Source organism: Lysobacter sp. DMC97 (genome assembly GCF_056313745.1).
Map to the genome: position 1 here is coordinate 530,281 of NZ_JBQUZR010000004.1, position 21,963 is coordinate 552,243.

Sequence of the window (21,963 nt, forward strand, 5' to 3'; positions counted from 1 at the left end):
CCCCGGGGATCCCCGCCCCGGCCCGCCCGACCGCGGCGTTCCCGCCGTCCCGGCCGGTGGCGAGTCTTCCGTCTCCGCATTCCCTGCTTCCATCGCCCATGCCTGCGGTCCCGAGGCCGCGCTCGTGCGGCTGGACAGCGTGCGCCTGCTGTCGCTGGATGCGCACGGCCGCGTGCTCGACTGGATCAGCTGGCAGGACGCCGCCTGCCTCTACGCCCGCGACGCGGTGGCGTGGACGCTCGGCGACCCGTGCCTGCGCATCCACGGCGGCATCAGCCGGCTGACCGGCGAACGCAGCGTGATGGAACTGCATCCGATCGTCGCCTCGCGCGGCCACGCCCGGGCACATGCGCTCGATCCCACGCCCGCGCTCACCAACACCGCGCTGTTCGCGCGCGACCAGCACCTCTGCCTGTACTGCGGCAAGCATTTCAGCCGGCAGTTGCTGACCCGCGACCACGTGATGCCGATCTCGCGCGGCGGCCGCGACGTGTGGGAGAACGTCGTCGCCGCCTGCTTCCAGTGCAATTCGCGCAAGGGCGGCCGCACCCCGCAGCAGGCATCGATGCCGCTGCTGGCGATCCCCTACCGGCCGAGCTGGATCGAGCACCTGATCCTGTCGAACAGGAACATCCTGGCCGACCAGATGGCGTTCCTGAAGACGCACCTGCCGAAGAATCCACGCGGCGTGTCGATCGTCAGTTGAGGCGCCTGCGCCCCGTTCCGTGTCGTGCGTCGCATTCCGCCGGCGCCCCGGCCCGAAAAGTGACGCACAGCGTTGAAAACGGTCGCAGCGCGCGCGTTGACGGGGAAAAACGGCTTCGCGACACTCTGCGATCGCGCAGAACGGGCTGACATCATGGCGTTGACGCTGGGGCTGACCGGCATGGATCAGGCGACCGAATCCGAGGTGAGGACCGCCTTCGGGCATGCCTCCCGTCGCGTGCGCGGTTGGTCGCTGCTGTCGGAGAACGACGCCGACTACGTCATCGTCGACATGGACAGCATGTACGGCCCGATGAGCTGGCTGCGGCTGCACGCCGCCGGCAAGCACGTCATCGGTCTGACCGCTGCCCCGCGCACCCAGGCCGACTACCGCCTGCCGCGCCCGTTCGACGCCGACGCCCTGACCGTGCTGCTGAGCGAGATCGGCGGCGTGATCGAGGAAGAACCCGAACCCGCGCCGCCGCCGGCCCCGCCGGTCGCGGCCCCGGAGCCCGTGCAGGTCGCCCCGGCACCCGTCCCGCCGCCTGCGCCCGCGCCACCGGTCGCGCCGCCGCTGGCCCCACCCACGCCCGCACCGGTCGCGCCCCCGGTGCCGCCGCCGGCCATCGCGCCGCCCCCGCCACCCGCACCTGCGCCTGTCGCCGCACCTGCTCCGGCGCCCGTCGCGCCGCCGGTGGCCCCGCCGCCCGCGCAGCAGGCCGCGCCGCCCGCCGCCGATGCGCCTGCGGCCGCCGAGGCACCCGCCGCCGAGGAAGAACCCGCCTTCGTCTCCGGCCGCAACACCCTTTTCTCGCAGTGGCTGCGCCCCGGTGCACTCACCGGCCGCGCCCGCTACCAGAGCGGCCGCGGGCCGGCGCTGTTCATCGACTTCGTCCGCCGCGAATACTTCGGCCCGACCACGCTCAAGCCGCTCGCCGAATACTTCGTGGCGACCGTCGGCCTGCGCGATTTCGAGCAACTGGACGACCGCGGCTGGAACGAGGCCATCGCCAAGCTCGGCACCGCCCAGCCGCTGCAACGCCTGCAGTGGTACGGCGGCCTGCTCGCCGGCGAGGGCCGGCTGCTGGCCGGTTACGACCCGGACGGCAAGTTCGTGCTGGCAAAGTGGCCGCAGACCGAACGCGAGTACCCCCGCCACTTCCGCATCGCCACCGCGATGATGAAGGGCCCGCAGACGCTGGCCGAGATCACCGCCGCCAGCGGCGTGCCCGAGGCGGACGTGATCGATTTCGTGAATGCCAACCTGGCGACCGGCTTCGCCAGCCAGCAGGGCGACACCGCGCCGCCGCCGACCGACAACCGCGCCGCCGGGGGCCTGTTCGACCGCCTGCGCGGACGCTGAACGACGTTGCCGGCATCTTGCCGGCCGAACGCTTGTGTTGCCGCTGGATGGCAGCCGGAGGGACAATACGCCGTTGACCTCCGGACCCCACGCCATCGTGATCGACTCCGCGCGCTATCCGCGCCTTTCGCGCATCGCCACGCCCGCCGACCTGCGCCAGTTCCCCGAAGACGAACTGGGGGCCATCAGCGACGAACTCCGCGCGTACCTCATCGAATCCGTCGGCCGCAGCGGCGGCCACTTCGGCGCCGGCCTCGGCGTGATCGAGCTGACCGTCGCCCTGCACTACCTCTACGACACCCCGAACGACCGCCTGGTCTGGGACGTCGGCCACCAGACCTACCCGCACAAGATCCTCACCGGCCGCCGCGACACCATCCACACGGTGAAGCAGAAGGACGGCGTGGCGCCGTTCCCCAAGCGCGAGGAAAGCGAGTACGACACGTTCGGCGTGGGCCATTCGTCCACGTCGATCTCCGCCGCGCTGGGCATGGCGATCGCCGCGCAGCGCGCGGGCGACGAGAGCCGCAGGTTCGTCGCCGTGATCGGCGACGGCGCGATGACCGCCGGCATGGCCTACGAAGCGCTGAACCACGCCGGCGGCATGGACGAGGAGCCCAGCCTGCTGGTGATCCTCAACGACAACCAGATGTCGATCAGCGAGAACGTCGGCGGCCTGACCAAGATGCTCGGCCGCATGACCGGCAGCCGCACGCTCAACGCGCTGCGCGAAGGCGGCAAGAAGCTGCTCGGCGACAAGCGCACCAGCGCGCCGGCACGCTTCGTGCGCCGCTGGGAAGAGCACTGGAAGGGCATGTTCGTGCCGTCCACGCTGTTCGAGGAAATGGGCTTCCACTACACCGGCCCGATCGACGGCCACAACGTCGCCGACCTCGTCGCCACGCTGAAGACGCTGCGCACGCTCAAGGGCCCGCAGCTGCTGCACATCATCACGACCAAGGGCAAGGGCTACGAACTGGCCGAAGGCGACCAGATCGGCTACCACGCGGTGTCGCCGTTCGATCCCGAAAAGGGCGTCGTCGCCAAGCCCGGCGCGAAGAAGCCGACCTACACCGACGTGTTCGGCGACTGGCTGTGCGACATGGCTGCGGCCGATCCGAAGCTGCTCGGCATCACCCCGGCGATGCGCGAGGGCTCGGGCCTGGTGCGCTTCAGCAAGGAATATCCCGATCGCTACTTCGACGTCGCCATCGCCGAGCAGCACGCGGTGACGCTGGCCGCGGGCATGGCCTGCGAAGGTGCCAAGCCGGTCGTCGCGATCTATTCCACCTTCCTGCAGCGCGGCTACGACCAGCTGGTGCACGACGTCGCGATCCAGGACCTCGACGTGCTGTTCGCGATCGACCGCGGCGGCGTGGTCGGGCCCGACGGTGCGACCCACGCCGGCAACCTCGACCTCAGCTACCTGCGCTGCGTGCCGAACATGGTGGTGATGGCCCCAGCCGACGAGAACGAATGCCGGCAGATGCTGACCACCGGCCATCGCCATCCGGGTCCGGCCGCGGTGCGCTACCCGCGTGGCACCGGCCCCGGCGTCGCGGTGCAACCGACGCTGGAGACGCTGCCGATCGGCAAGGCCGAGGTCCGCCGCAAGGGTGCGCGCATCGCGCTGCTGGCGTTCGGTGCGCTGGTGCCGGCGGCGGAACAGGTCGGCGTGGAATTCGGCTTCACCGTCGTCAACATGCGCTTCGTGCGGCCGCTCGATCGCGCGCTGCTGCTGGAACTGGCGAAGACCCACGACGGCTTCGTGACACTGGAAGACAACGTCGTCGCCGGCGGTGCCGGCTCGGGCGTGGCCGAACTGCTGTCGGCCGAAGGCGTCGTGCTGCCGATCCTGCACCTCGGTCTGCCGGATGCGTTCCAGCACCACGCCAGCCGCGAACAGTTGCTGGCCGAAGCGGGCCTGGATGCCGCCGGCATCCGCGCAGCGGTGCGCGCGCGCTGGCCCGCGCTGGCGTCGACCGCGGAAGCACCCGCCGCACGTGCGGCGGGCTGATCCGGGGATCGATTCACCGACGGATCGAGGCGCCCGTCAGGGCTCCTCGATCGCGTAGCCCTTGGCGGCGAGCTTCGCCAGGTAGCCGTCATCGCTGAAGAGCTGGCTGGTGGGCAGCATCGCGAAGGTCGAGGCGTTCTTGTCGAGCGCCTTCTCCGCCGCAGCCATCCACGCCGTCTGCACGCGCGCCTCGATGTCGGCGAAGCCGAGCCGGCGCGCGGCCGCGTTGCTCGTCATCGCTTCGGTGCAGGCCCGCCACTGGCTGGGACCCTGCTTCGCGCGCAGCGTTTCGGTGTCGCCCTGCGCCCAGGCGTTGGCGCGTTCGACCATCGCGCCGAGATCGACCTCGATGCGCTCCATCGTCTTCGCGAAGCAGGCGGTGTCGTCGAGCGATTCGCCGGCGAAGGTCTTCAGCGCATTCTTCGGATCGGCGATCTTCACCGTGACCTTGGGGTCGGTGACCGGCACGCCGCTGCGCTTGGCGGCCTTGCGCACGACGTTGTTCACGACCGAATCCTCGGTCAGGCCGATCCGGTTGATCGCCTTCTGGTACAGGTGCAGCGCGGCGAACAGCGGACGCCATTCCTCGACGTCGCGATCGGAGCCGATGTAGCGCGCCTTCAGCACTTCCCAGCGCGTGTACTGCGCCGGCGGCACCATGTCGCGCAGCAGCTTGCCGTCGGGATTCTTGCGCACGCGCAGCAGCGACGGCAGCAGGGTCAGGCCACGGAAGAAACCGACGTCGGCATCGAGCGTGGCGGACGGCGTGGCCAGCACTTCCTGCGACGCGGCGATCTTGCGTTCGACGTTCGCCGAATCCCATTCCATGTGCTTCGGCAGCGGGCCTTCGACGCCGAGGATCCACAGCACGTGATCGCCCTTGCGCACCTTCCACAGGCCGGGACCGGGCTGGCGACCGGTGACGACGATCGCATCGAGGTCCTGCGTGCCCGCCGGCACCGCGGTCTCGGTCGACGCGGTGTCCTCCTGCGGAGGGGCATCCTGGGCGCGGGCCGCGCCGGAGATCAGGACGAGAGAGAAAGCCAACAACGGCGCGAAGACCCGCGCGGACCACGTGACGCGAAGCGACATGCTTGTCACCTTCGGGGGAGGGGGAGCGCAGTCTCCACCAAAACCGCGCGGCCTTCGCCCGGGCCGGCGGCCCGCATTCAGGAAACCGATGGCTTCGGCCCATGCGCCTGAGCGGCGACGGATCATCGGGCGGCGGTGCACGCGCAGGCATGCATCGGCCGATGCGCAACACGGCGTAGCCCGACGTTACGCCGACGATGCCGGCACGAACCCGCCACGTTCAACCCGCACGCACCGCCTTGATGTCCTGGTCGGCGGCCCAGGCGAGCACGTCCTCGCGCCGCAGCGCGGTCGCCATGAGATCCGGGAACTGGTCCGGCGTGCAGGCGAAGACCGGGGCACCGAGCGCGGCGAAGGCCTCGGCCATGCGCGCATCGTAGGCGGGGCGGCCGTCGTCGCTCAGGGCGAGCAGCACGATCAGGTTCACGCCCTGCCGCACCAGCGACGCGGCCCGCGCGAGCAATTGCGCGCCGTCGCCGCCCTCGTACAGGTCGGAAATCAGGATCAGGTGCGTCTTCGCCGGTCGCTCGATCCGCTGTTCGCAGTAGGCGATCGCCTGGTTGATGTCGGTGCCGCCGCCGAGCTGCACGCCGAACAGCACCTTCACCGGATCGGCGAGGTCGTCGGTGAGGTCGACGATGGCGGTGTCGAAGCACACCAGTTTCGTGCGCACCACCGGCAGCGACGCCATCACCGCGGCGAAGATCGAGGCATAAACCACCGAACTGGCCATCGAACCGGACTGGTCGACGCACAGCACCACTTCGTCCAGGTCCACGAGGCGGCGCTGGTGACGCATGAAGCCGATGAGTTTCTCCGGCACGACCGTGCGGAACTCGGGCTGGTAGTGGCGCAGGTTCGCCTGCAGCGTGCGCGGCCAGTCGATGTCGCCCGGGCGCGGCCGCGTGGTGCGCTTCGCGCGGTTGACCGCACCGCGCACGGCTTCGGCGGTCTTGCGTTCCAGCCGGCGCATCAGGTCCTCGACCACCTTGCCGACGACGATGCGCGCGGTCTCCAGCGACTTCTCCGGCATGATCGAGCGCAGGCTGATCAGGTCGGCGACCAGGTGCACGTCGGCTTCCAGCGCGGCCAGGAATTCCGGCTGCAGCAGCATCTGCCGCAGCCCGAGACGCTCCAGCGCGTCCTTCTGCACCACCTGCACGACCGGCCCGGGGAAGAATTCGCGGATGTCGCCGAGCCAGCGCGCCACGCGCGGCGCCGAGCGCGACAGCGAGCCCCGGCCCTTCTCGGCCTCGCCGCCACCGTCGTACAGCGCCGACAGTGCGGCGTTGAGGCGACGGTCCGAGTCCGACAGCAGCGCGGCGTCGTCCTGCCCCAGCATCAGGTGCCAGCGGCGCGCGCGGTCGGCTTCGCCACCGGCGGCGTCATCGGTCATGTCGTGCGCGTCCATGTCGTTCACGTCGGCCATGCCGGCACCTCCCCGCGCAGCAGCGCCGACAATCGCGGCGCCTGCGCCGTCCATGCGTCGAGGCCGGCGGCATCGACGCGATACGCGGACGCCGCGACCTGCGACGGACGCCGGATGCGATCGAGCAGCCGCTTGCGCTCGTGCGCATCCAGTTCGGAAAACACGCGCCGGAACAGCGGCAGCTGCGCCTGGAAGACCTCGCCGTCCAGCGCCAGCAGCCAGGCGTCGACGATGCCCAGCAGCGCGTCGTCGTGCAGCAGGCGCTTGCTGCCCTGCTCGAAGAAGCCTTCGAAGAATCGCGCGGCGTCGGCGGTGGGCACGCCCGGCGACAGCATGCGCTGCATCGTCGCCTGCAGCGTGTCGGCGTCGATGCGCTCGGCGGCGTACGCCAGCCGGCAGGCGAGTCCGCAGACGCGGCGATCGCTCTGCGCATGGTCCGCGATCTCGATGAGTGCGCGCCACCAGCTCTCGACGATCTCCGCCCCGATCTCGGCCATGTCGAGCGCGGCCTGCATGCGCTGCAGCGCACCGCACAGCGCCGCCGCCTGTTCGGCATCGAGATTGCGCGCCGCGTACGGCAACGCCAGCGCCGCCTGCACCAGCAGACGTTCGACCAGCTCACCGACGCGATCGAGCGCCATCTCGCGCGCGCTGCCGTAACGGCGCAGCGCGATCAGCGCGGGCAGCGCCTCCAGCAGTTCGCGGCATTCCTGCGCGTGCCCGGCGCTGTCGTCGAGCAGCGCGAGGCCGGCATCGACCGCCGCCGGCAGTTGCGCTTCGAGACAGGCCTGGATCAGCTCGGTCAGCGCCGCCAGCCCCGGTGCGGCGTGCATGCGCTCCACGCTGCGCGCCGCGGCGGCGCGTTCGATCGTCGGGCCGCAGGCGAGGTGTTCGACGAGGCGGACCGCGAACTCGGGCTGCCACGCCAGCGTCCAGCGCTCGCGGAACGTGCCGCGGCTGCGGCCGGCGTCTTCCAGCCGGCCCCAGTCGACATCGAGCAGGCGCAGGCGATGCAGCAGCGTCGAGCGCGCCGCGCCGCTGTCGGTGCGCAGGTCGAGCGCGAGTTCGCGCGGCAGCGCTTCGGGCTTGAGCTTCGTCGCCTTCTGCTGGCGCTGCAGGTCCTCCTGCAGCGGCATCAGCGGCGTGTCCGGCGGGATCGCGCCGACCTCGTTGCCCAGCAGCAGCGCGTTCGCGTGCTGCGTCCACGGCAGCGTCTCGCCGCCGCAGACGCAGGCGACGATCGCGTCGCGGATTTCCTCGAAGCCGGCGCGCGGGCGCTCGCGCAGCGCGGCCAGTGCCGCGGCCATGCGCACGGTCTCGATCACCGATGCGGTCGACACCGGCATCCCCGCCTTGCGGAATTCGCGTGCGACCTTCACCACCCAGCGCGCGGTGCCGCTGGTCTCGTCGCCGTGCCGCCACAGGTGCGCATACCAGCGCGGCGCGGCGACGCCGGCACCGTAACCGCTGGCGTAGGCCAGCCGCGGCGAGGTCCACGGCACCCAGGTCGTCTGCATCTTCTGTTTCTGCAGGCCGGCCAGCAGCGCGCGATCGTCGCCCGCCTTGTGCTTCGCGCGCAGGGCCGGCACGTGCCACGCGCCGCAGACGACCGCGATCGCGCCGTCGAATTCCTTCGCCGCCGCGGCGATCGCCAGCCGCATGTGCGCCTCGCGCCGCTGCTCGTGGCGCGAAATGTCGGGATGGCGTTCGCGCAACACGGCCATGATCTCGGCGACCGCTTCGAACGCATGCATCGGATCGTGCGCATCGGTCGCGCTCTCGATCCAGTCGTTCCACCACGATTCGCCGTCTTCGTAGCCCGCGGCTTTGGCGATCGCGCCGATCGGATCGATGCGCAGGCGGTGGTCGTCGCGTTCGGCCGCGTCGCCCGGTCCGGTATCGGCGGAGACGGGCCTTCGCTCGTCCGGCCTGCTCTCGTCCGGTGCGCCCTCGCCCGCCGTGTCCGCCTCGTCCGCCTCGTCCGCCCGCGCCGCGCGCAGCAGCGACGACGGCAGATCGATGAACCGCACCGGCACGCCGTGTTCGACCGCCCAGCGCACCGCCTGGTATTCGGGCGAGAACTCGGCGAACGGATGGAACACGGTGTCGTCCGGCGCATCGATCGCATGCGACAGCAGCGCGACCGGCGGACGCATCGCCGGATGCGCGAGCGTCGGCAGCAGTTCGCTGGCGTCGGCAGGACCTTCGATCAGCACGCAGGCCGGCCGCACGGCCGACAGCGCCGCGCGCAGCCGGCGGGCGGAGCCCGGGCCGTGGTGGCGGATGCCGAAATGGTGTGTCGCGGCCGGCATGCGCGGGTCAGATCACGTCGAGCATGGCGCGGTAATACGCCGCGTAGTCGCTGCACTTCTTCAGCACCGTTTCGAGGTATTCCTCCAGCACCGCGCGATCCTGCACCGGATCCTTGACGATCGCGCCGACCAGGTTCGCGCTGAGATCCTCGGCGCCGAGGCGGCCGTTGCCGAAGTGGTGGCACTGGCTGAGTCCGCCGACCATCACCGCGATCGCTTCGGCGGTCGACAGGTTGCCGGTGGGCGTCTTCAGCGCGGTCTTGCCGTCGCGGGTCTTGCCGTCGCGCAGTTCGCGGAAGATCGCGACCACGCGTGCGATCTCGTCCGCGGCGTTCGCCGGCACCGGCAGGTCCAGGCTGCGGCCCATGTCGATGACGCGGCGATGCACGATCGACACTTCCTCGTCCGCGTCGTCCGGCAGCGGCAGTACGACCACGTTGAAGCGCCGTTTCAGCGCCGCCGAGAGTTCGTTCACGCCCTTGTCGCGGTTGTTCGCGGTGGCGATGACGTTGAAGCCGCGGCGCGCGTGGACGATCTGGTCGAGCTCGGGGATCGGCATCATCCGTTCCGACAGCACGGTGATCAGCGTGTCCTGCACTTCCGAGCCCATGCGGGTGAGCTCTTCCATGCGGCACAGCGTGCCCGCCTCCATCGCGCGGAACAGCGGCGTCGGCACCAGCGCATCGCGCGAGGGGCCGTGCGCGAGCAACTGCGCATAGTTCCAGCCGTAGCGCACCTGGTTCTCGTCGGTGCCGGCGGTGCACTGGATCACCCGCGACGAATCGCCGGAGATCGCCGCGGCGAGGTGTTCCGACACCCAGGATTTCGCGGTGCCGGGCACGCCGAGCAGCAACAGCGCGCGGTCGGTGGCGAGCGTGGCCACTGCCGATTCGATCAGCCGGCGGTTGCCGACGTACTTCGGCGAAATCACGGTGCCGTCGATGGCCTGGCCGCCCATCAGGTAGGTGACGACCGCCTGCGGCGACATCTGCCAGTTGGCCGGGCGCGGACGCGCGTCGTCGGCGCACAGCGCGGCCAGTTCGGCGGCGTAGGTCTGTTCCGCAGTCGTGCGCTGCAGTTCGCTCATGGGGAGTCTCCCGGGAATGGATTCGACTGGGGTTGGATCGACGCGGCGTGGATCGACGCGGCGTGGATCGGGGGCGCCGGCGCAGCGCCGGGCGGCAGTTCGACATTGAGATGCAGCGCATCGAGCGCGGGGTCGCCGGGCGAGATGCCCGCGTCGACCAGCGCACGCAGCAGCTCCTGCGCGGCGGCATGCGGCAGCAGCGCGGCGAGCGCGGCGGTTTCCTGCGCGAAGCGCGTGTTTGCGCCGCCGCCGTCGCCCTGGTGCCGCTCCCGCGCCTGCTCGTAGCCGCGCCAGCGCGGGCTGCGGCGCAGTCTGCGCAGATCCGGCCCGGCGCCGGGCAAGGCGGCCGGCATCAGCGCCAGCAGCGCGGCATAGCCATCGAAGAGGCCGGCGGCGTCGAGCTGTTCGCGCATGAGGTCGGCGCGCGCGGCGTCGGACAAGCGCGCCAGGATCGCCTCGATCGCGGCCTGCACCTCGGCCGTCATCGGCAGCGCCAGTTCGCCCGACAGCACGCGCCGCAGCAGCGCGAGCGCCGCGCGGTCCGGCGCGGTCTGCGCGGCGCAGACGAAGATTGCGGGATCGTCTTCGTCGGCCAGCGTCCAGGCCTCGGCCAGCGCATCGGCGTCGAGCCCCAGCAGCGCGCACAGGTCCGACCAGCCGAGCTGCGCCAGCCGCGCGCAGCGCGCGGCGTGCTGCGGCCGCGTCTTCAGCGGCGTCAACGTCACCTTTGTGCGCCGCTGGATCAGGCCGGTCCTGCCGACGTCGAACCACGTGCGGACCTCGGCTTCTTCTTCCGGCGCCAGCGCGACCCGCAGGCCCAGCCGCGCACGCAACCGCGCCACCACCTGCCGCACTTTCTCGGAACGATCGGTGGCCAGCGATTCGAGCAGCGGCAGATCATCGGCGCCCAATCCGATCGCCAGGGTTTCGACCAGTGGCAAACGGTGTTCGGCCGACAGGCCCGCGAGCCCGGTCGCGAGTCGTTCGCGCGCGGCGGCGGGATCTTCGGCGCGCAGCCGTTGCAGCAGGCGACGACGTTCGGACGGGAGCAGCGTGTCCCAGTCGTCATGGTCGCCGGCGCTGCTGCGGCGCGGCGTGCGCTGCGCCGCCTCCCACGCGCGCAGCGGCGCGTAGACCTCGGGCAGATCGTCGTGATCGGGCTGCGGACGCCAGTCGAACGGATGCGCCATGCGCCCGCGCGCGGCGAGCAGGTGCAGCAGCGCGCCCAGCGTCGGTGCGGACACGCTGCGCACCAGCCGACGGAAGCGCAGGCGCAGCGGATCGGGCAGCAAGGCCAGCGCCGGCATCGGCAGCGCGAGACCGGGCTGCGCCGACGCCGGCACGATCGGCGCCAGCACGCACTGCCGCGCCTGCGTACTTATCGCCAGCAGCGCGAGTTCGTCGATGGGCGGGAGCGCGTCGCGCCATTCGGCGGGCACATCGGCCTCGGCAGGCGCATCGCCACCGACCAGCCAGCGCGCGACGAGGCGTTCGATCGCAGTGGTCAACGTCGCGTCATGCATCGGGCCACGCCGCCCCCATCGCGGTGTCGATGCGCAGCACGGTCGCCTGGAAGCCGTTCCACAGCGCGACGGCCGAGCGCCATTCCAGGCCGCGCCACAGCGCGTCGTCGTCGAGCGGCGCCACCGGCAGCGCATGCTCGCCCGCACCGCGCCACCACAGGCGACCCTGCGCATCGCGCAGCAGCCGGCCGGGCCCGAGCAGCAACGGCGTCTGGATCGCCCACGGCACGCGGGCGAGGTGCGCGCGATGCAGCGCCAGCGGATCGTCGGGCGGCTGCGGGCGCGCGCCCGTCGCGATGGCGTCGCCACCGGCCTGGCCGTCGCTGAGCAGCGCCCGCAGCGACGCACGGCCGGGATGGAAGGTCAGTTCCGCCGCGAAGCGCTGCCCGGGCACGAACGCGGCGCTGCGCCGACCGGCAGTCGCGGGAAAGAAATCCAGGAGCAGCGCGAAGCGCGGCGCGTCGTGGCCGACATCCAGCAGCCACGTCGATTGCGCGACGAGGCCGTCGCGGCGCGTCTCGACCTGGCAGCCGCAGACCTCCCACGTGCTGCGCACGCGCAGCGCCTGCGGATCGCCGAGCACGGCGTCGCGCGTCGGCGCCTGCAGCAGCGATGAACGCGCGTCGGGATCGTCCGGCGTCGCGGCCCAGGCACGCGCGAGCAGCGTCCACTGCCCGAACTCCAGCAGCGCAGCTTCGGCGCGCAGTTCGCGGGGCAACGCGAGCAGGCGCGCGGGCAGTTCGTCGACCCGCGAGGCGAGGATCGCGGCCTTGGCGTCGATCAGGCGCGCCGCGATGCGCCGGCAGCGCGGGCCGGCCTCGTCGACGAAGGCGGCGACGCCGCCGCGCAGCTGGTCGCGGGTCCATTGGCGCAGATCGTCGAGCCCGGCGCGCACCGCCTCGTCGGCCTGCTGACGCCGGCGCTCGGCAGCCTTCGCGCGCTTCTCCAGTTCTTCGGCCGACGGCGGCGCGTCCGGCGCCACATCCGCGCGCGCGGCGTCGAGATCCTTCGCCGGACCCTCCGTCGCCACTGCCGGCCGTGTGCCGCCGCGCTTGCGACGCCCCATCCACTCCTGCACCCACGGCGACGGCGCATCGTCGGCGAAGCCTTCCGGCGCCTCCGCGAAACGCCACATCAGCCCCAGCACGTGCTTGCACGGGAACTTGCGCGACGGACAGGTGCACTTGTAGCCGTGGTCGACGAGTTCCGCGACCACGAAGTAGGGATTGGCGCCGGAGCCCTGGCATTCGCCCCAGATCACGCCGAAGCCCTCGCTGCGCGCGACCTTCACCCACTGCTTCGGCTGCCGCAACTTGCCGGCGGACGCGAGCGTCGATTGATCCGGTGCGAGCGACTGCACCACCGCCAGGGTCAACGCCACGCTACCTCCGCCCGATCGACGTCGAGTGCGGCAATGTCACGGGCGGCAGGGATCGCATCATCCGGCGCAGGGGCTCCACGAGGTGCCGGAGAGCTTATGCGAATTCGTGGAGCGCGCAAACGGGGCGGCGCAGGTGTGCTGCGAGAATGTTCGACCGGATGTTCGCTGCAGGCACGATGGCATGGATGATGGGTCGTCGGGTTGGTCGTCTTCGCCTGCCAGTCCACGCCATTGGATGGATATGCCGATGCTACCTCGCTCAACCGTCGACATCGCCAACTGCCTCGCGGACGCAGACGGTTCCGCCCCGTGATTGGTCGACGACCCGGATCAGCTGATCGCGGGCCTTGCAGGTTGGCGTCGCGAAAATGACTTCGGTTGACGCCACACCGTGAGGCAGCCGCAAGCGTCGTGGTCGGACGTGGCGATCTGTCGCCCGCCATCGTTTACGACTGGCGTCGGGATACGTCCCATGCCCAAGCCGCAGGCTCGGCAAAGTCGGCGCCCGATGACAACCGACTCCGGACACACTGCCGCTTTCAATTTTTTGTCTTCAATTTCATCGAGGCAGAAATACCCAAAACGAACAAAATTGCAACAACGCCGAGCATATACTCAAGTTGGCGCAAGCAAATGAAAGCAACAAGGCATGAAACGAACAAGGACGACAGGAATCCAAATGCCGTCGGAGACTTTTTCTTCATCATCCTCCAATTTTCCTTCGTCAAGCGACGCCCGAAAAAAGGAAGGAAGAAAGAAAAAATCGTCGACAAGTACGGCCCGATGAATCCGCAAAGAAAGGCTGACGCGGAGCTCGCGATCAAATCAAATCCGGATTTTGCATCCACTTTCCAGAATCCTTGTCGCACCGAGTGCGAACGTCTCGTGCATGGCGCATACAGCGATAGACGGCATCGCAGACTTAGCTCGTGGCCAGGCCCTTCGGGTCGACCACGCTGCGCAGGTTGCCGACGGCGTCGCAGGCCATGCCAGTGGTCACCATCAGGCCGGTGCTGCTACTGTCGGACAACGTCGCTATCAGCCGGCCCAAGGCGTCACAGGTCTGCGTCGCCTGCACGCTGTTCGGGCCGGTCACCTTCGTCTGCCGGCCCGCGGCATCGTAGATCAGCGACGCGGTATTGCCGGCCGTACCGCCCGCGGCCTGCACCACCCGGTCCAACGCGTCCACTGTCAACGTCTGCGAACGCTTGAGAGTCGATCCGCCCGTGCCCTGATGCCACTCGCGGCTCTCGACATTACCAGCCGAGCGTACTAGTAGACCATCCAGCCCTGCAACTGGTCGTCGATGCGCGTCATCTGGTCACGGCCGTCGTAGGTCAACGTCGCGAAGTTGCCGTCGGGCGACGTCACCTTCGTCAAATTGCCGCGCGCATCGTGGTCGAACGTGGTGATCTGGTCGTCCGTCGTCACCGTGTCGTTCTGACCACGCACGATCCGCTGGTTCAGCCAGCCACGTGGGTGGAACACCAGCTCGGCGATCACGCTGTTGGCGTTGAAAGCAGTTCTGGAAAAAAGCGTATTCGGCCTTGAAAGGTCGAAGCCTTCGTCCATCGAATACAACTCTTGCCCACCTGGGGCGCGCCTGGGCGCGCCCTATGTGGGGGTTACGGCCTTCAAGGGTCTGTTCCTGGCCGTCCGGGAAGCGTCGAGGAACAGGAAATCGATCCATCACTGGAAGCCTGGGTTGCAGAGCTTCCAAGTGATGCCCGGCGAAGAACGGGTGCCGCTGAGCGCGCTGTGAAATCCGAGAGTACACAGTTCGTTTGGCAGACCCCAACGACGCTAAGCCATCGGCAGAACAATGAATTGCTCAAATCGAGATAAAACGCCTGTAAAAACATCGATAGGAATAACTGCAGAATGAACACCCTTTGGATAATCTGGATACTCAAAGAATGGCGATTCACTAATGCACCAAATAATCGTTACATCTGAATCACTCCTATATCCAATGATTGAAAAATCGTCGAATGACTCGCCCAGTCCAAGCCGATATTTGTCACCATCCTCAATCTCTCCTTTGAGCATCTTTCGAAAAAACACATCACTGGCATCATCAGGAAAATTGCAACCATTAATCTCCAAATCCAAAACCCTCTTTATTCTGTGAAGAAAGACCAGGAGAGGCACTCCGTCCTCATGGGCACCAATGTATATGCCGTTAATCCAGACTAAAACGAAGCCAAACGGCGAGGCACCGGGTTTTGTTATCTCGACCTCAATTGCAAATTTCGATTTTTCTCCAATAAGAAATTTCATCACCACCTCCGTACTGAGCTTGGCACATCGTTGATTCTTATTGCTCTCGATGCGCCGCTTGCAGTTCTTCCTGTTGTCGACCCGTTCCAATGCCAATTTCCATTACCATCGCTCTGAAAACGGTGGTAAACAGCTTTTCTTCCTTCTCCCACCTTTGTCCATCTGTTTCCATCAGGTCCTAGCCTGCTGTTGTTCCAAAGCTCCTGATGATTGTCAGGGAGAACGCTTTTTGTGCGGTTGTAAGAATTTGGCCCTCCTCCCGATGGGTCATGATGTCCTGGATTTTCGTATTTTTCGCCCTTGGAGCTCGCCTCATCATCGCCATCACCGTCGTCAGGATTAGGACTCCCCGTTAGTCCGCCTAGAGCGGCCCCAGATTCTGTTGGGCATGACGACCCTTCTGTGCCCGTAGATTGGCTTAAAACTACAGGCGGGAACATTGTCACTGATGCAGGCGAGTGGTACGCGTCCCATAAAGCAAGCGCAATATCAATACTCCTTCCGAGACTATAACCAAGAACAGCGCCTGCCACAGTGGGGATGCCAATCTGCAAAGGTACGGCGAGGGTATCTAACCCGAGAGTCACCGTAACCAAACCTACAGAAATCCCTGCGCCCAACATGAAACCACCCGCAGCAAAATAAGCTGCATAGCGCTCGGCATACAGCAATCCCATCCTATCAATCGCCCCAGTCGGCATCCCGCCCACGTAGCCGTAAGTGCTGATTCCACCGCTCAACCCGATCGGATCGCTCTCGACGTACCGCCCCGTCGCAGGGTCATAATCCCGATAGTAGTTGTAGTACAGCCCGCTCGCCGCGTCATAGCGCTGCCCCGGGAACCGCAGGTCGAACACCAAGCTCGTGCCGTCCGCGTCCGGGTCGGTGTTCGGCGCGCTGTTCCCGAACGCCTCGCTGTTCTCGTCCCAGCGCCAGATCGCGAGATTCCGCGTCGGGTCAACGATGGCTCGGGGCGTGCCGAGCGCGTCGGTCTGTACCCACTTCAACCTCGCGTTGCCCGTGCCCTGCGACGTCGACAGGATCGTGCCGACCGGGATGCCGTCGAGGTACACGTACTCCTGCACGACCGCGCCGGTGCTGTCGTACTGCCCAAGCAGGCTGCCGCCTTCGTCGTAGACGAACCGCGTCGTGACGCCCGTCTGCCGCTGTACCTGCTCGCCGAAGCCGTTGTACAGGTACGTCGCCTGCAGCACGCCGCCGGCTTTCGCGAGGCTCATCCGGTTGGCGTCGTTGTAGACGTACTCCCGATCCGGATTCCCGCCGGGTGCGTTCGGATTGATCTTCCGGAGATTGCCGGCCGCATCGTACTCCCGTTCACTCGCACCACTGCCTGACTGGCGATGGTTCGCCGGCGAGTAGGCATACGTCTCGGTGGTGAATTGATCGATCGTTCCGCCGCCACCGGGCGGTGCGTTCGGATCGGCGATCGTGCGCCACGTGCCTGTCGTCAGCCGGTTGCCGGTGCCGTCGTAGGTGTAGCTTTCCTGGATCACGTCCGCTGCGTTCTTGCGGTCCAGCAGTCGGCCCAGCGTGTCGTAGTCGAACTTCGCGCGGATCGCCGACGTGCTCTGTGTCGTGATCTGCTTGAGGTAGCTCGCGTTGTCGTAGACGTAGCCGATGTCCAGCCCGCCTGCACCCGGATCGCGCACTCCGGTCGCCCGGTAATCCTGGTCGTAGGTGCGCGTGAGCGTGCGCGTGGTGCCGAACTGCCAGCTGCTCGCCGGGCCTGCCGGCAGGTAGGTCGCGTTGCCCACCAGCACCTGCCGCGTGCCGCCCGCCACCGTCACCCCGACTTCCTTGATGCGGGCGTTCGCGTCCCGCACGTAGTCCACCAGCGTGCCGTCCGGGTAGGTCAGGCTCGCCGGCTGGTTCGCGAGCGTGTAGGTGTAGCGCACGACGTGCGCCACACCGCCCGTCGTCTGCACCTTTCGCATCAGGTTGCCGAACCGGTCGTAGCAGTACTCCGTGGTGCCGCTCTGGTCGGTCATCTTCGTCAGCTGACCCAGCGCGAACGTCTCGCCCGCGGTGCATACCGCGTTGACGGTGTCGTAGACGTAGGTGACGTTCTCCGCCGTCGTCGGATACGTGACCGTCAGCGGCCGGTTCAGCGCATCGTAGGTCGTGGTAGCGGAGATGTTGCGCGCGTCGGTCTTCGTCTTGAGGTTACCAGCGTCGTCGTACGTGTAGTTCGTCGTGCCGCTATCCGGGTTGGACTGCTGCGTCATCCGACCTAGGGCGTCGTAGACGTAACTCGTGGTCAGACCTTTCGGGTCGACCACGCTGCGCAGGTGGCCGATGGCGTCGTAGGCCATGCCCGTCGTCACCAGCAGGCCACCGCTGCCGCTGTCGGACACCGTCGCGATCAAGCGGTCCAGGTCGTCATAGGTCTGCGTCGCCTGCACGCTGTTCGGGTCGATGACTTTCGTCTGCCGGTCTGCGGCGTCGTAGGTCAGCGACGCCGTGTTGCCCGCCGTGCCGCCCGTCGCCTGCACCACCCGGTCCAGCGCGTCAACCGTCAGCGCCTGCGAGCGCTTGAGGGTCGATCCACCCGTGCCCTGACGCCACTCGCGACTCTCCACATTGCCGGCAGAGTCATACTTGTAGACCATCCAGCCCTGCAGTTGATCGTCGATCCGCGTCAGCTGGTCGCGGCCGTCATACGTCAGCGTCGCGAAGCTGCCGTCGGGCGACGTTACCTTCGTCAGGTTGCCACGCGCGTCGTGGTCGAACGTCGTGATCTGGTCGTCCGTCGTCACCGTGTCGTTCGGACCGCGCACGATCTGCTGGTTCAGCCAGCCGCGCGGGTGGAACTCCAGCTCGGCGACGACGCTGTTGGCGTCCTGCACCTTCACCGCACGGCCCGCGGCGTCGTAGCGCAGGAAGGTGATGCTCTGGCCCAGCGCATTGTTGATCGTCTTGCGGTCGCCGCGATGCCAGCAGTTGCCCGTCCCGCTGCAACCGCTGGTGTCGGTGGTGCCGTAGTAGGTGATCGTGGCGACGTCGCTCACGTCGGTGCGCGGGCCGTCGACCTGCTTGACCAGCACCGTGTCGGGGCACGTACTGTTCGCAGCTGCTGCTTCGGCTGCCGTGCAATACGTGAAGCTCGTCGTCGCGAACGTGCCGTCGTCCTTGCGGCGCTTCACCGACGCGATCGACACCGGCCGGTTCTGGGCGTCTCGGTTGAAGGTGTACTCGGTCCGGAAGATCTGGCTGTATTTGCTGGAGACGGTCTGGACGCTCGCCACCCAGCCGTTGTCATAGGTCCAGGTCGTGGTGATCACCTCCGCGGCTTGGCCGCCGACGCTGTCTAGCGTCACCGTCTCGGTCAGCGTCTGGCCAAACCCGTTGTAGGTGTTGTCCACGGCCTTCAGAAGCACGAGGTTGCTGCCCTGCTTCTCCCACAGTTCGGTGCGCGTGATGTCTTTATTGCCATCCAGGATGTAGCGTGTTTCATTGCCCTGCGGGTCGGTGATCTTCGTCAAGTAGCCGCCAGCAGCGAACACATAGGTCGTATCCCGCGTCTGGATGGTGCTCCCGGAGGAGTTTTTCACCGTCTGCGTCACCGTCGTCGTCAGGTTGCCGTAGACGAAGTCCAGGATCTGAGATCCTTCGGTCTGCTTCTTGACCCGATCCGAACTGTCGTACTGGTTGACGACGGGCGTCGCACCGGTGCCGTCGGTGATCGAGGTGACGTTGTGCGGATCGGGATTGTTCGCGTCGACCGTGTAGGCGAACGTCTGGCTGTAGTCGGTCAACCCGGAAACCGAAACGAGATTGCCGCGCGTCGCGGTGCCGGTCACGTCGAAGCCGTAGTTCACCACGCGCCCGTCGCTGGCCGTCACAGAGGTGACGCGCCCGGTGGTGTCGTTGTACTGGAAATCGACGTAGTAGCCGGTCAGCGTGCCGTCGGCGCCACGCTCCTGGATGCGCGTCACCCGTGGCTGGTAGGCCACGACCATCGGCGTGTTCGGATCCAGCGCCCGAGGCGAGGTGCCGATCAGCGGCAGCCGGCCGCGGCTGTCGTAGAGCAGTTCCAGCTTCGCGCCGCTGGCGGCCACAATCGAGAACAGACGTCCGTCGGCATCGTAACGGTCAATATCGCCGTTCGCCAAACGCAACTCGTACGCTCCACTCCCCAACGCCGTCAGTGTCCCCTGAGCGCCATTGAGCGGTGCCACGTATGCGCCCCCCGAATAAACGAATTTTGACTTGCTGCCCGATGCCGACCTGACAACGATTGAACCGTCTGGATATTCGAAAAGCCGACGGTCGAAGGCGAATGACCAACCGTATCCAATTGAACTGTCGTATTCGGAGCGACTGTCATAGTTGCGCACGATCTTGATGGGAAAGTTACGCCCAACGACAAGATCCATGTAGCTCAAGTGCAAGCTGCCGTCGTATGCCCACACCGGGTCTCCCACTCCCGATTCAACGCGCGACTTAACCAATGCAGGCTTTACGAGAGGACAGATTGCGCACGGCCGATCTTCGCGAGTTGGCGCACCGCTTCCCGCTACCGAGCCACCAAATCCATTCGCGCGCACCAACCCTGCATTGAAGAGGCATGCAAATGCCAGCGTCGTTAGCAGGCCGAGCCATACGGAACGGAGTGTCGCCACTGTTCGTCCACTCGCCTGCGTCCGCATGGCCGATGCCTGTCGAGAGAAGAGACTCATGGGTGCTCCTGCTTCGGAGTGGAGTTCGTGGGCATGGCGGCGACCGGCTTCGGTTCGACGACGACCTTGAGCGTCGACGCACCAAAGTTGCCTTCGTAGCCGCGGATGTTGAGGGTGATGAAGTGCTCGCCGGGATTGACCTGCGAGGCGTCCCAGGTCCAGGTGAGCGGCAGATAGCCCAGCTCGTTCTCGTGGGTGAACACGCCGTCGACGTAGAACACCGCCTCGAAGCGGCGCTGCAGCACGCGCTGGCGATCAGCTTCCGGCACGTTCGCCGTGAACGGCACCTCCCCAGACACGATCCAGCGGCCGTCCTTGTCTTGGCCATGCTTGCCAGCCAAACCTAGGATCGCGACCAGGTCGCCGCGCGTCTCCAGCGGTTGCTGGGCGTTGTCAAACATCTGTTTCGCCTGTCGGGGCGCGGTTCGCTCGCGCAGCACCGGCGCCGTGCGTTCGGCTACGAACTGCAGGCGATCGGATGGCGTGCCGACGAACAGCGTGTTGTCCGGCAACGCATACGCCTTGACCACCGGCGTCACCGCCGGGTTGCTGCCGAGCGCGAGCACGCCGGACGCGTCCTTGCCATCCCAGTGCTCTTCCTGAGGTCCTGCGCTGCGCGGCACCCAGTCGATGAGCGTGCGCAGGTAGGGCCCGTCCTGCAGGCCGAGACGGAGATTGACGCGCGCAGGCCGGTCGAGCGTGTAACGCACCACGCCCGCTCCGGCATCCCAGCGCACGTCCTTCACGGTCAGGAGATCGCCGCCGGTCAGGTCGGTGAGGTCGTGAGACGTTTCGCCGTGGCCATTTTTCGCGGTGAGCGTGTAGGCGTAGGCCTCGGGCGGCACCGGATGCCCCTGCCCGTCCATGCCGTTCCAGGTGAGAGAGCGATCGCCTGCTTCGAAGTGCTTCGCTTCCTGCCGATAGACCTGATGGTCGCGTCCGTCGTAGACGCTGAGGGTCACGTCGGCTGGTTCGTTGAGGTTGAAGCGGAGGGTGACAAACTCCTGCTTCGCCGAATCGAAGGCCGTGCGGTCCGCGCGGACCTGCGCGATGACGAGGCTGGATTTGGCCTGGCCGCCGGCCGCAGTCTTCGACCCCTGCGAGTCGCAGGCGGTCGTCGCGACCAGGCACAGCAGCATGGCGATTGCACCGGTGATGCGCATCATCGGCGATCTCCCGCGACGGCCCAGACCGGCATCCGCGCACCGCCGGCGATATGCGTGATGCGTTTGATCTGCCGGGTATCTTCGTCCCAGCGCCACAGGTCGGGGATCGCGCCTTCGCGCGTCGACTCGAACACCAGCGACTCGCCGTCCGGCGACCAGGACGGGCGCGCATCGAGCGCCGCGTCATCCATCAGGCGCTCCGGCTTGCCCTTGGGCGACATCAGCCACAGGTCGTAGTTGCCGCCCTGGTTGCCGGAATAGGCGAGCGAGCCGTCGCCGCGCACGGCCAGGTCGAAATGGTACAGGCTGTTCACCGTCAATTGCTCCGTGCTGCCCGACGCCACGTCGACGCGCCAGATGTCGTGCGTCTGCTGGCCCTTGCCGGAGAGGAAATAGATCGACTTGCCGTCCGGGCTCCACGCCGGCTCGTGCTGCAGGCCGGGCATCGCGAACAGCTTGCGACGCTCGCCGCTGACCAAATCGTAGGTCCAGATGTCGTTGCGATCATTGCTGTCGGCGAGGCTCATCGAGAACGCGACCCGTTGGCCGTCCGGCCCGATGACGGCATCGAGGATGCCCGCGAACGGGAAGTTCACCGGCTGCGTGGCGCCGGTGCGCACGTTCACGCGCAGCAGACGGCCGTCCTGCAGGTTCGCCAGCACCTCCTGCCCGCCGGGAAACCACGACAGCTTCGCGACGTCCTGCGGCAGGTGCGTGACCTGCTTCGGCGCGGCCTCCGGCGTGGGCATCCACCACACCTGCCAGCGCCCATCGCCTTGCGCGAGGAACGCGATGGGCGCGTTCGAGGGCGCATGGCGGCATCCGGCCAGCACGATGCCGAGCCCCGCCGCCGCGAGTCCAAGGACGGTGCTGCGTGCATGGAACGATGGGCGTTTCATCCGATCTTC

The 21,963-nt window shown here is 67.6% G+C and carries 16 protein-coding genes and 1 pseudogene; 4 read left to right on the forward strand and 13 right to left on the reverse strand.

Annotation, left to right across the window (positions count from 1 at the left end; genetic code table 11):
• Positions 1–91: 91 nt before the first annotated feature.
• From ACT53Q_RS11650 to dxs, 3 genes are all read left to right on the forward strand, one after another.
• Complete coding sequence (locus tag ACT53Q_RS11650; protein WP_476186840.1) at positions 92–706, forward strand: HNH endonuclease; 615 nt, start codon at positions 92–94, stop codon at positions 704–706.
• A 153-nt stretch (positions 707–859) separates the two neighbouring features.
• Positions 860–2,068, forward strand: a complete 1,209-nt coding sequence (locus tag ACT53Q_RS11655) for a hypothetical protein (RefSeq protein ID WP_476186804.1) — start codon at positions 860–862, stop codon at positions 2,066–2,068.
• A 97-nt stretch (positions 2,069–2,165) separates the two neighbouring features.
• Positions 2,166–4,085 carry a 1-deoxy-D-xylulose-5-phosphate synthase gene (gene dxs, locus ACT53Q_RS11660; protein ID WP_476186841.1) on the forward strand — a complete coding sequence of 640 codons (1,920 nt, stop codon included), beginning with the start codon at positions 2,166–2,168 and terminating at the stop codon, positions 4,083–4,085.
• 36 nt (positions 4,086–4,121) lie between these two features.
• Here dxs and ACT53Q_RS11665 read toward each other — a convergent pair whose 3' ends face one another.
• From ACT53Q_RS11665 to ACT53Q_RS11705, 9 genes are all read right to left on the reverse strand, one after another.
• Complete coding sequence (locus ACT53Q_RS11665; protein WP_476186805.1) at positions 4,122–5,177, reverse strand: TraB/GumN family protein; 1,056 nt, start codon at positions 5,175–5,177, stop codon at positions 4,122–4,124.
• Between the two features lie 220 nt (positions 5,178–5,397).
• Positions 5,398–6,606 carry a VWA domain-containing protein gene (locus tag ACT53Q_RS11670; RefSeq protein ID WP_476186806.1) on the reverse strand — a complete coding sequence of 403 codons (1,209 nt, stop codon included), beginning with the start codon at positions 6,604–6,606 and terminating at the stop codon, positions 5,398–5,400.
• Positions 6,594–8,918, reverse strand: a complete 2,325-nt coding sequence (locus ACT53Q_RS11675) for a DUF5682 family protein (protein WP_476186807.1) — start codon at positions 8,916–8,918, stop codon at positions 6,594–6,596. Before ACT53Q_RS11675 ends, ACT53Q_RS11670 begins: the two co-directional genes overlap by 13 nt.
• A 7-nt stretch (positions 8,919–8,925) precedes the next feature.
• Positions 8,926–10,005 (reverse strand): ATP-binding protein, encoded by a 1,080-nt coding sequence (locus ACT53Q_RS11680; RefSeq protein WP_476186808.1) that lies wholly within the window; start codon positions 10,003–10,005, stop codon positions 8,926–8,928.
• Positions 10,002–11,513: a DUF5691 domain-containing protein gene (locus ACT53Q_RS11685; protein WP_476186809.1), complete on the reverse strand. Its 1,512-nt coding sequence runs from the start codon at positions 11,511–11,513 to the stop codon at positions 10,002–10,004. The genes ACT53Q_RS11680 and ACT53Q_RS11685 overlap by 4 nt, the downstream gene beginning before the upstream one ends.
• 7 nt (positions 11,514–11,520) lie before the next feature.
• Entirely contained in the window at positions 11,521–12,909 is a 1,389-nt protein-coding gene (locus ACT53Q_RS11690) for an SWIM zinc finger family protein (RefSeq protein ID WP_476186810.1), read from the reverse strand.
• 539 nt (positions 12,910–13,448) lie between these two features.
• Entirely contained in the window at positions 13,449–13,757 is a 309-nt protein-coding gene (locus ACT53Q_RS11695) for a hypothetical protein (protein ID WP_476186811.1), read from the reverse strand.
• A 74-nt stretch (positions 13,758–13,831) separates the two neighbouring features.
• Positions 13,832–14,098, reverse strand: a complete 267-nt coding sequence (locus ACT53Q_RS11700; RefSeq protein ID WP_476186812.1) for a hypothetical protein — start codon at positions 14,096–14,098, stop codon at positions 13,832–13,834.
• An 83-nt stretch (positions 14,099–14,181) separates the two neighbouring features.
• Complete coding sequence (locus ACT53Q_RS11705; protein WP_476186842.1) at positions 14,182–14,481, reverse strand: RHS repeat domain-containing protein; 300 nt, start codon at positions 14,479–14,481, stop codon at positions 14,182–14,184.
• A 55-nt stretch (positions 14,482–14,536) separates the two neighbouring features.
• Here ACT53Q_RS11705 and ACT53Q_RS11710 point away from each other — a divergent pair.
• Positions 14,537–14,671, forward strand: a pseudogene (locus ACT53Q_RS11710) (IS256 family transposase); the annotation flags it as partial.
• 41 nt (positions 14,672–14,712) lie between these two features.
• Here the strand turns inward: ACT53Q_RS11710 and ACT53Q_RS11715 are convergent.
• The 4 genes from ACT53Q_RS11715 to ACT53Q_RS11730 all read right to left on the reverse strand — a co-directional run bounded on the left by ACT53Q_RS11715 (position 14,713) and on the right by ACT53Q_RS11730 (position 21,954).
• Positions 14,713–15,189, reverse strand: a complete 477-nt coding sequence (locus ACT53Q_RS11715) for an Imm42 family immunity protein (RefSeq protein ID WP_476186813.1) — start codon at positions 15,187–15,189, stop codon at positions 14,713–14,715.
• Positions 15,189–19,622 carry an RHS repeat-associated core domain-containing protein gene (locus ACT53Q_RS11720; protein ID WP_476186814.1) on the reverse strand — a complete coding sequence of 1,478 codons (4,434 nt, stop codon included), beginning with the start codon at positions 19,620–19,622 and terminating at the stop codon, positions 15,189–15,191. The genes ACT53Q_RS11715 and ACT53Q_RS11720 overlap by 1 nt, the downstream gene beginning before the upstream one ends.
• Positions 19,623–19,885: 263 nt before the next feature.
• A complete protein-coding gene (locus tag ACT53Q_RS11725; protein WP_476186815.1) occupies positions 19,886–21,055 on the reverse strand; it encodes a FlgD immunoglobulin-like domain containing protein in 1,170 nt (389 codons plus the stop codon).
• Positions 21,052–21,954 carry a TolB family protein gene (locus ACT53Q_RS11730; protein ID WP_476186816.1) on the reverse strand — a complete coding sequence of 301 codons (903 nt, stop codon included), beginning with the start codon at positions 21,952–21,954 and terminating at the stop codon, positions 21,052–21,054. The genes ACT53Q_RS11725 and ACT53Q_RS11730 overlap by 4 nt, the downstream gene beginning before the upstream one ends.
• Positions 21,955–21,963 lie beyond the last annotated feature (9 nt).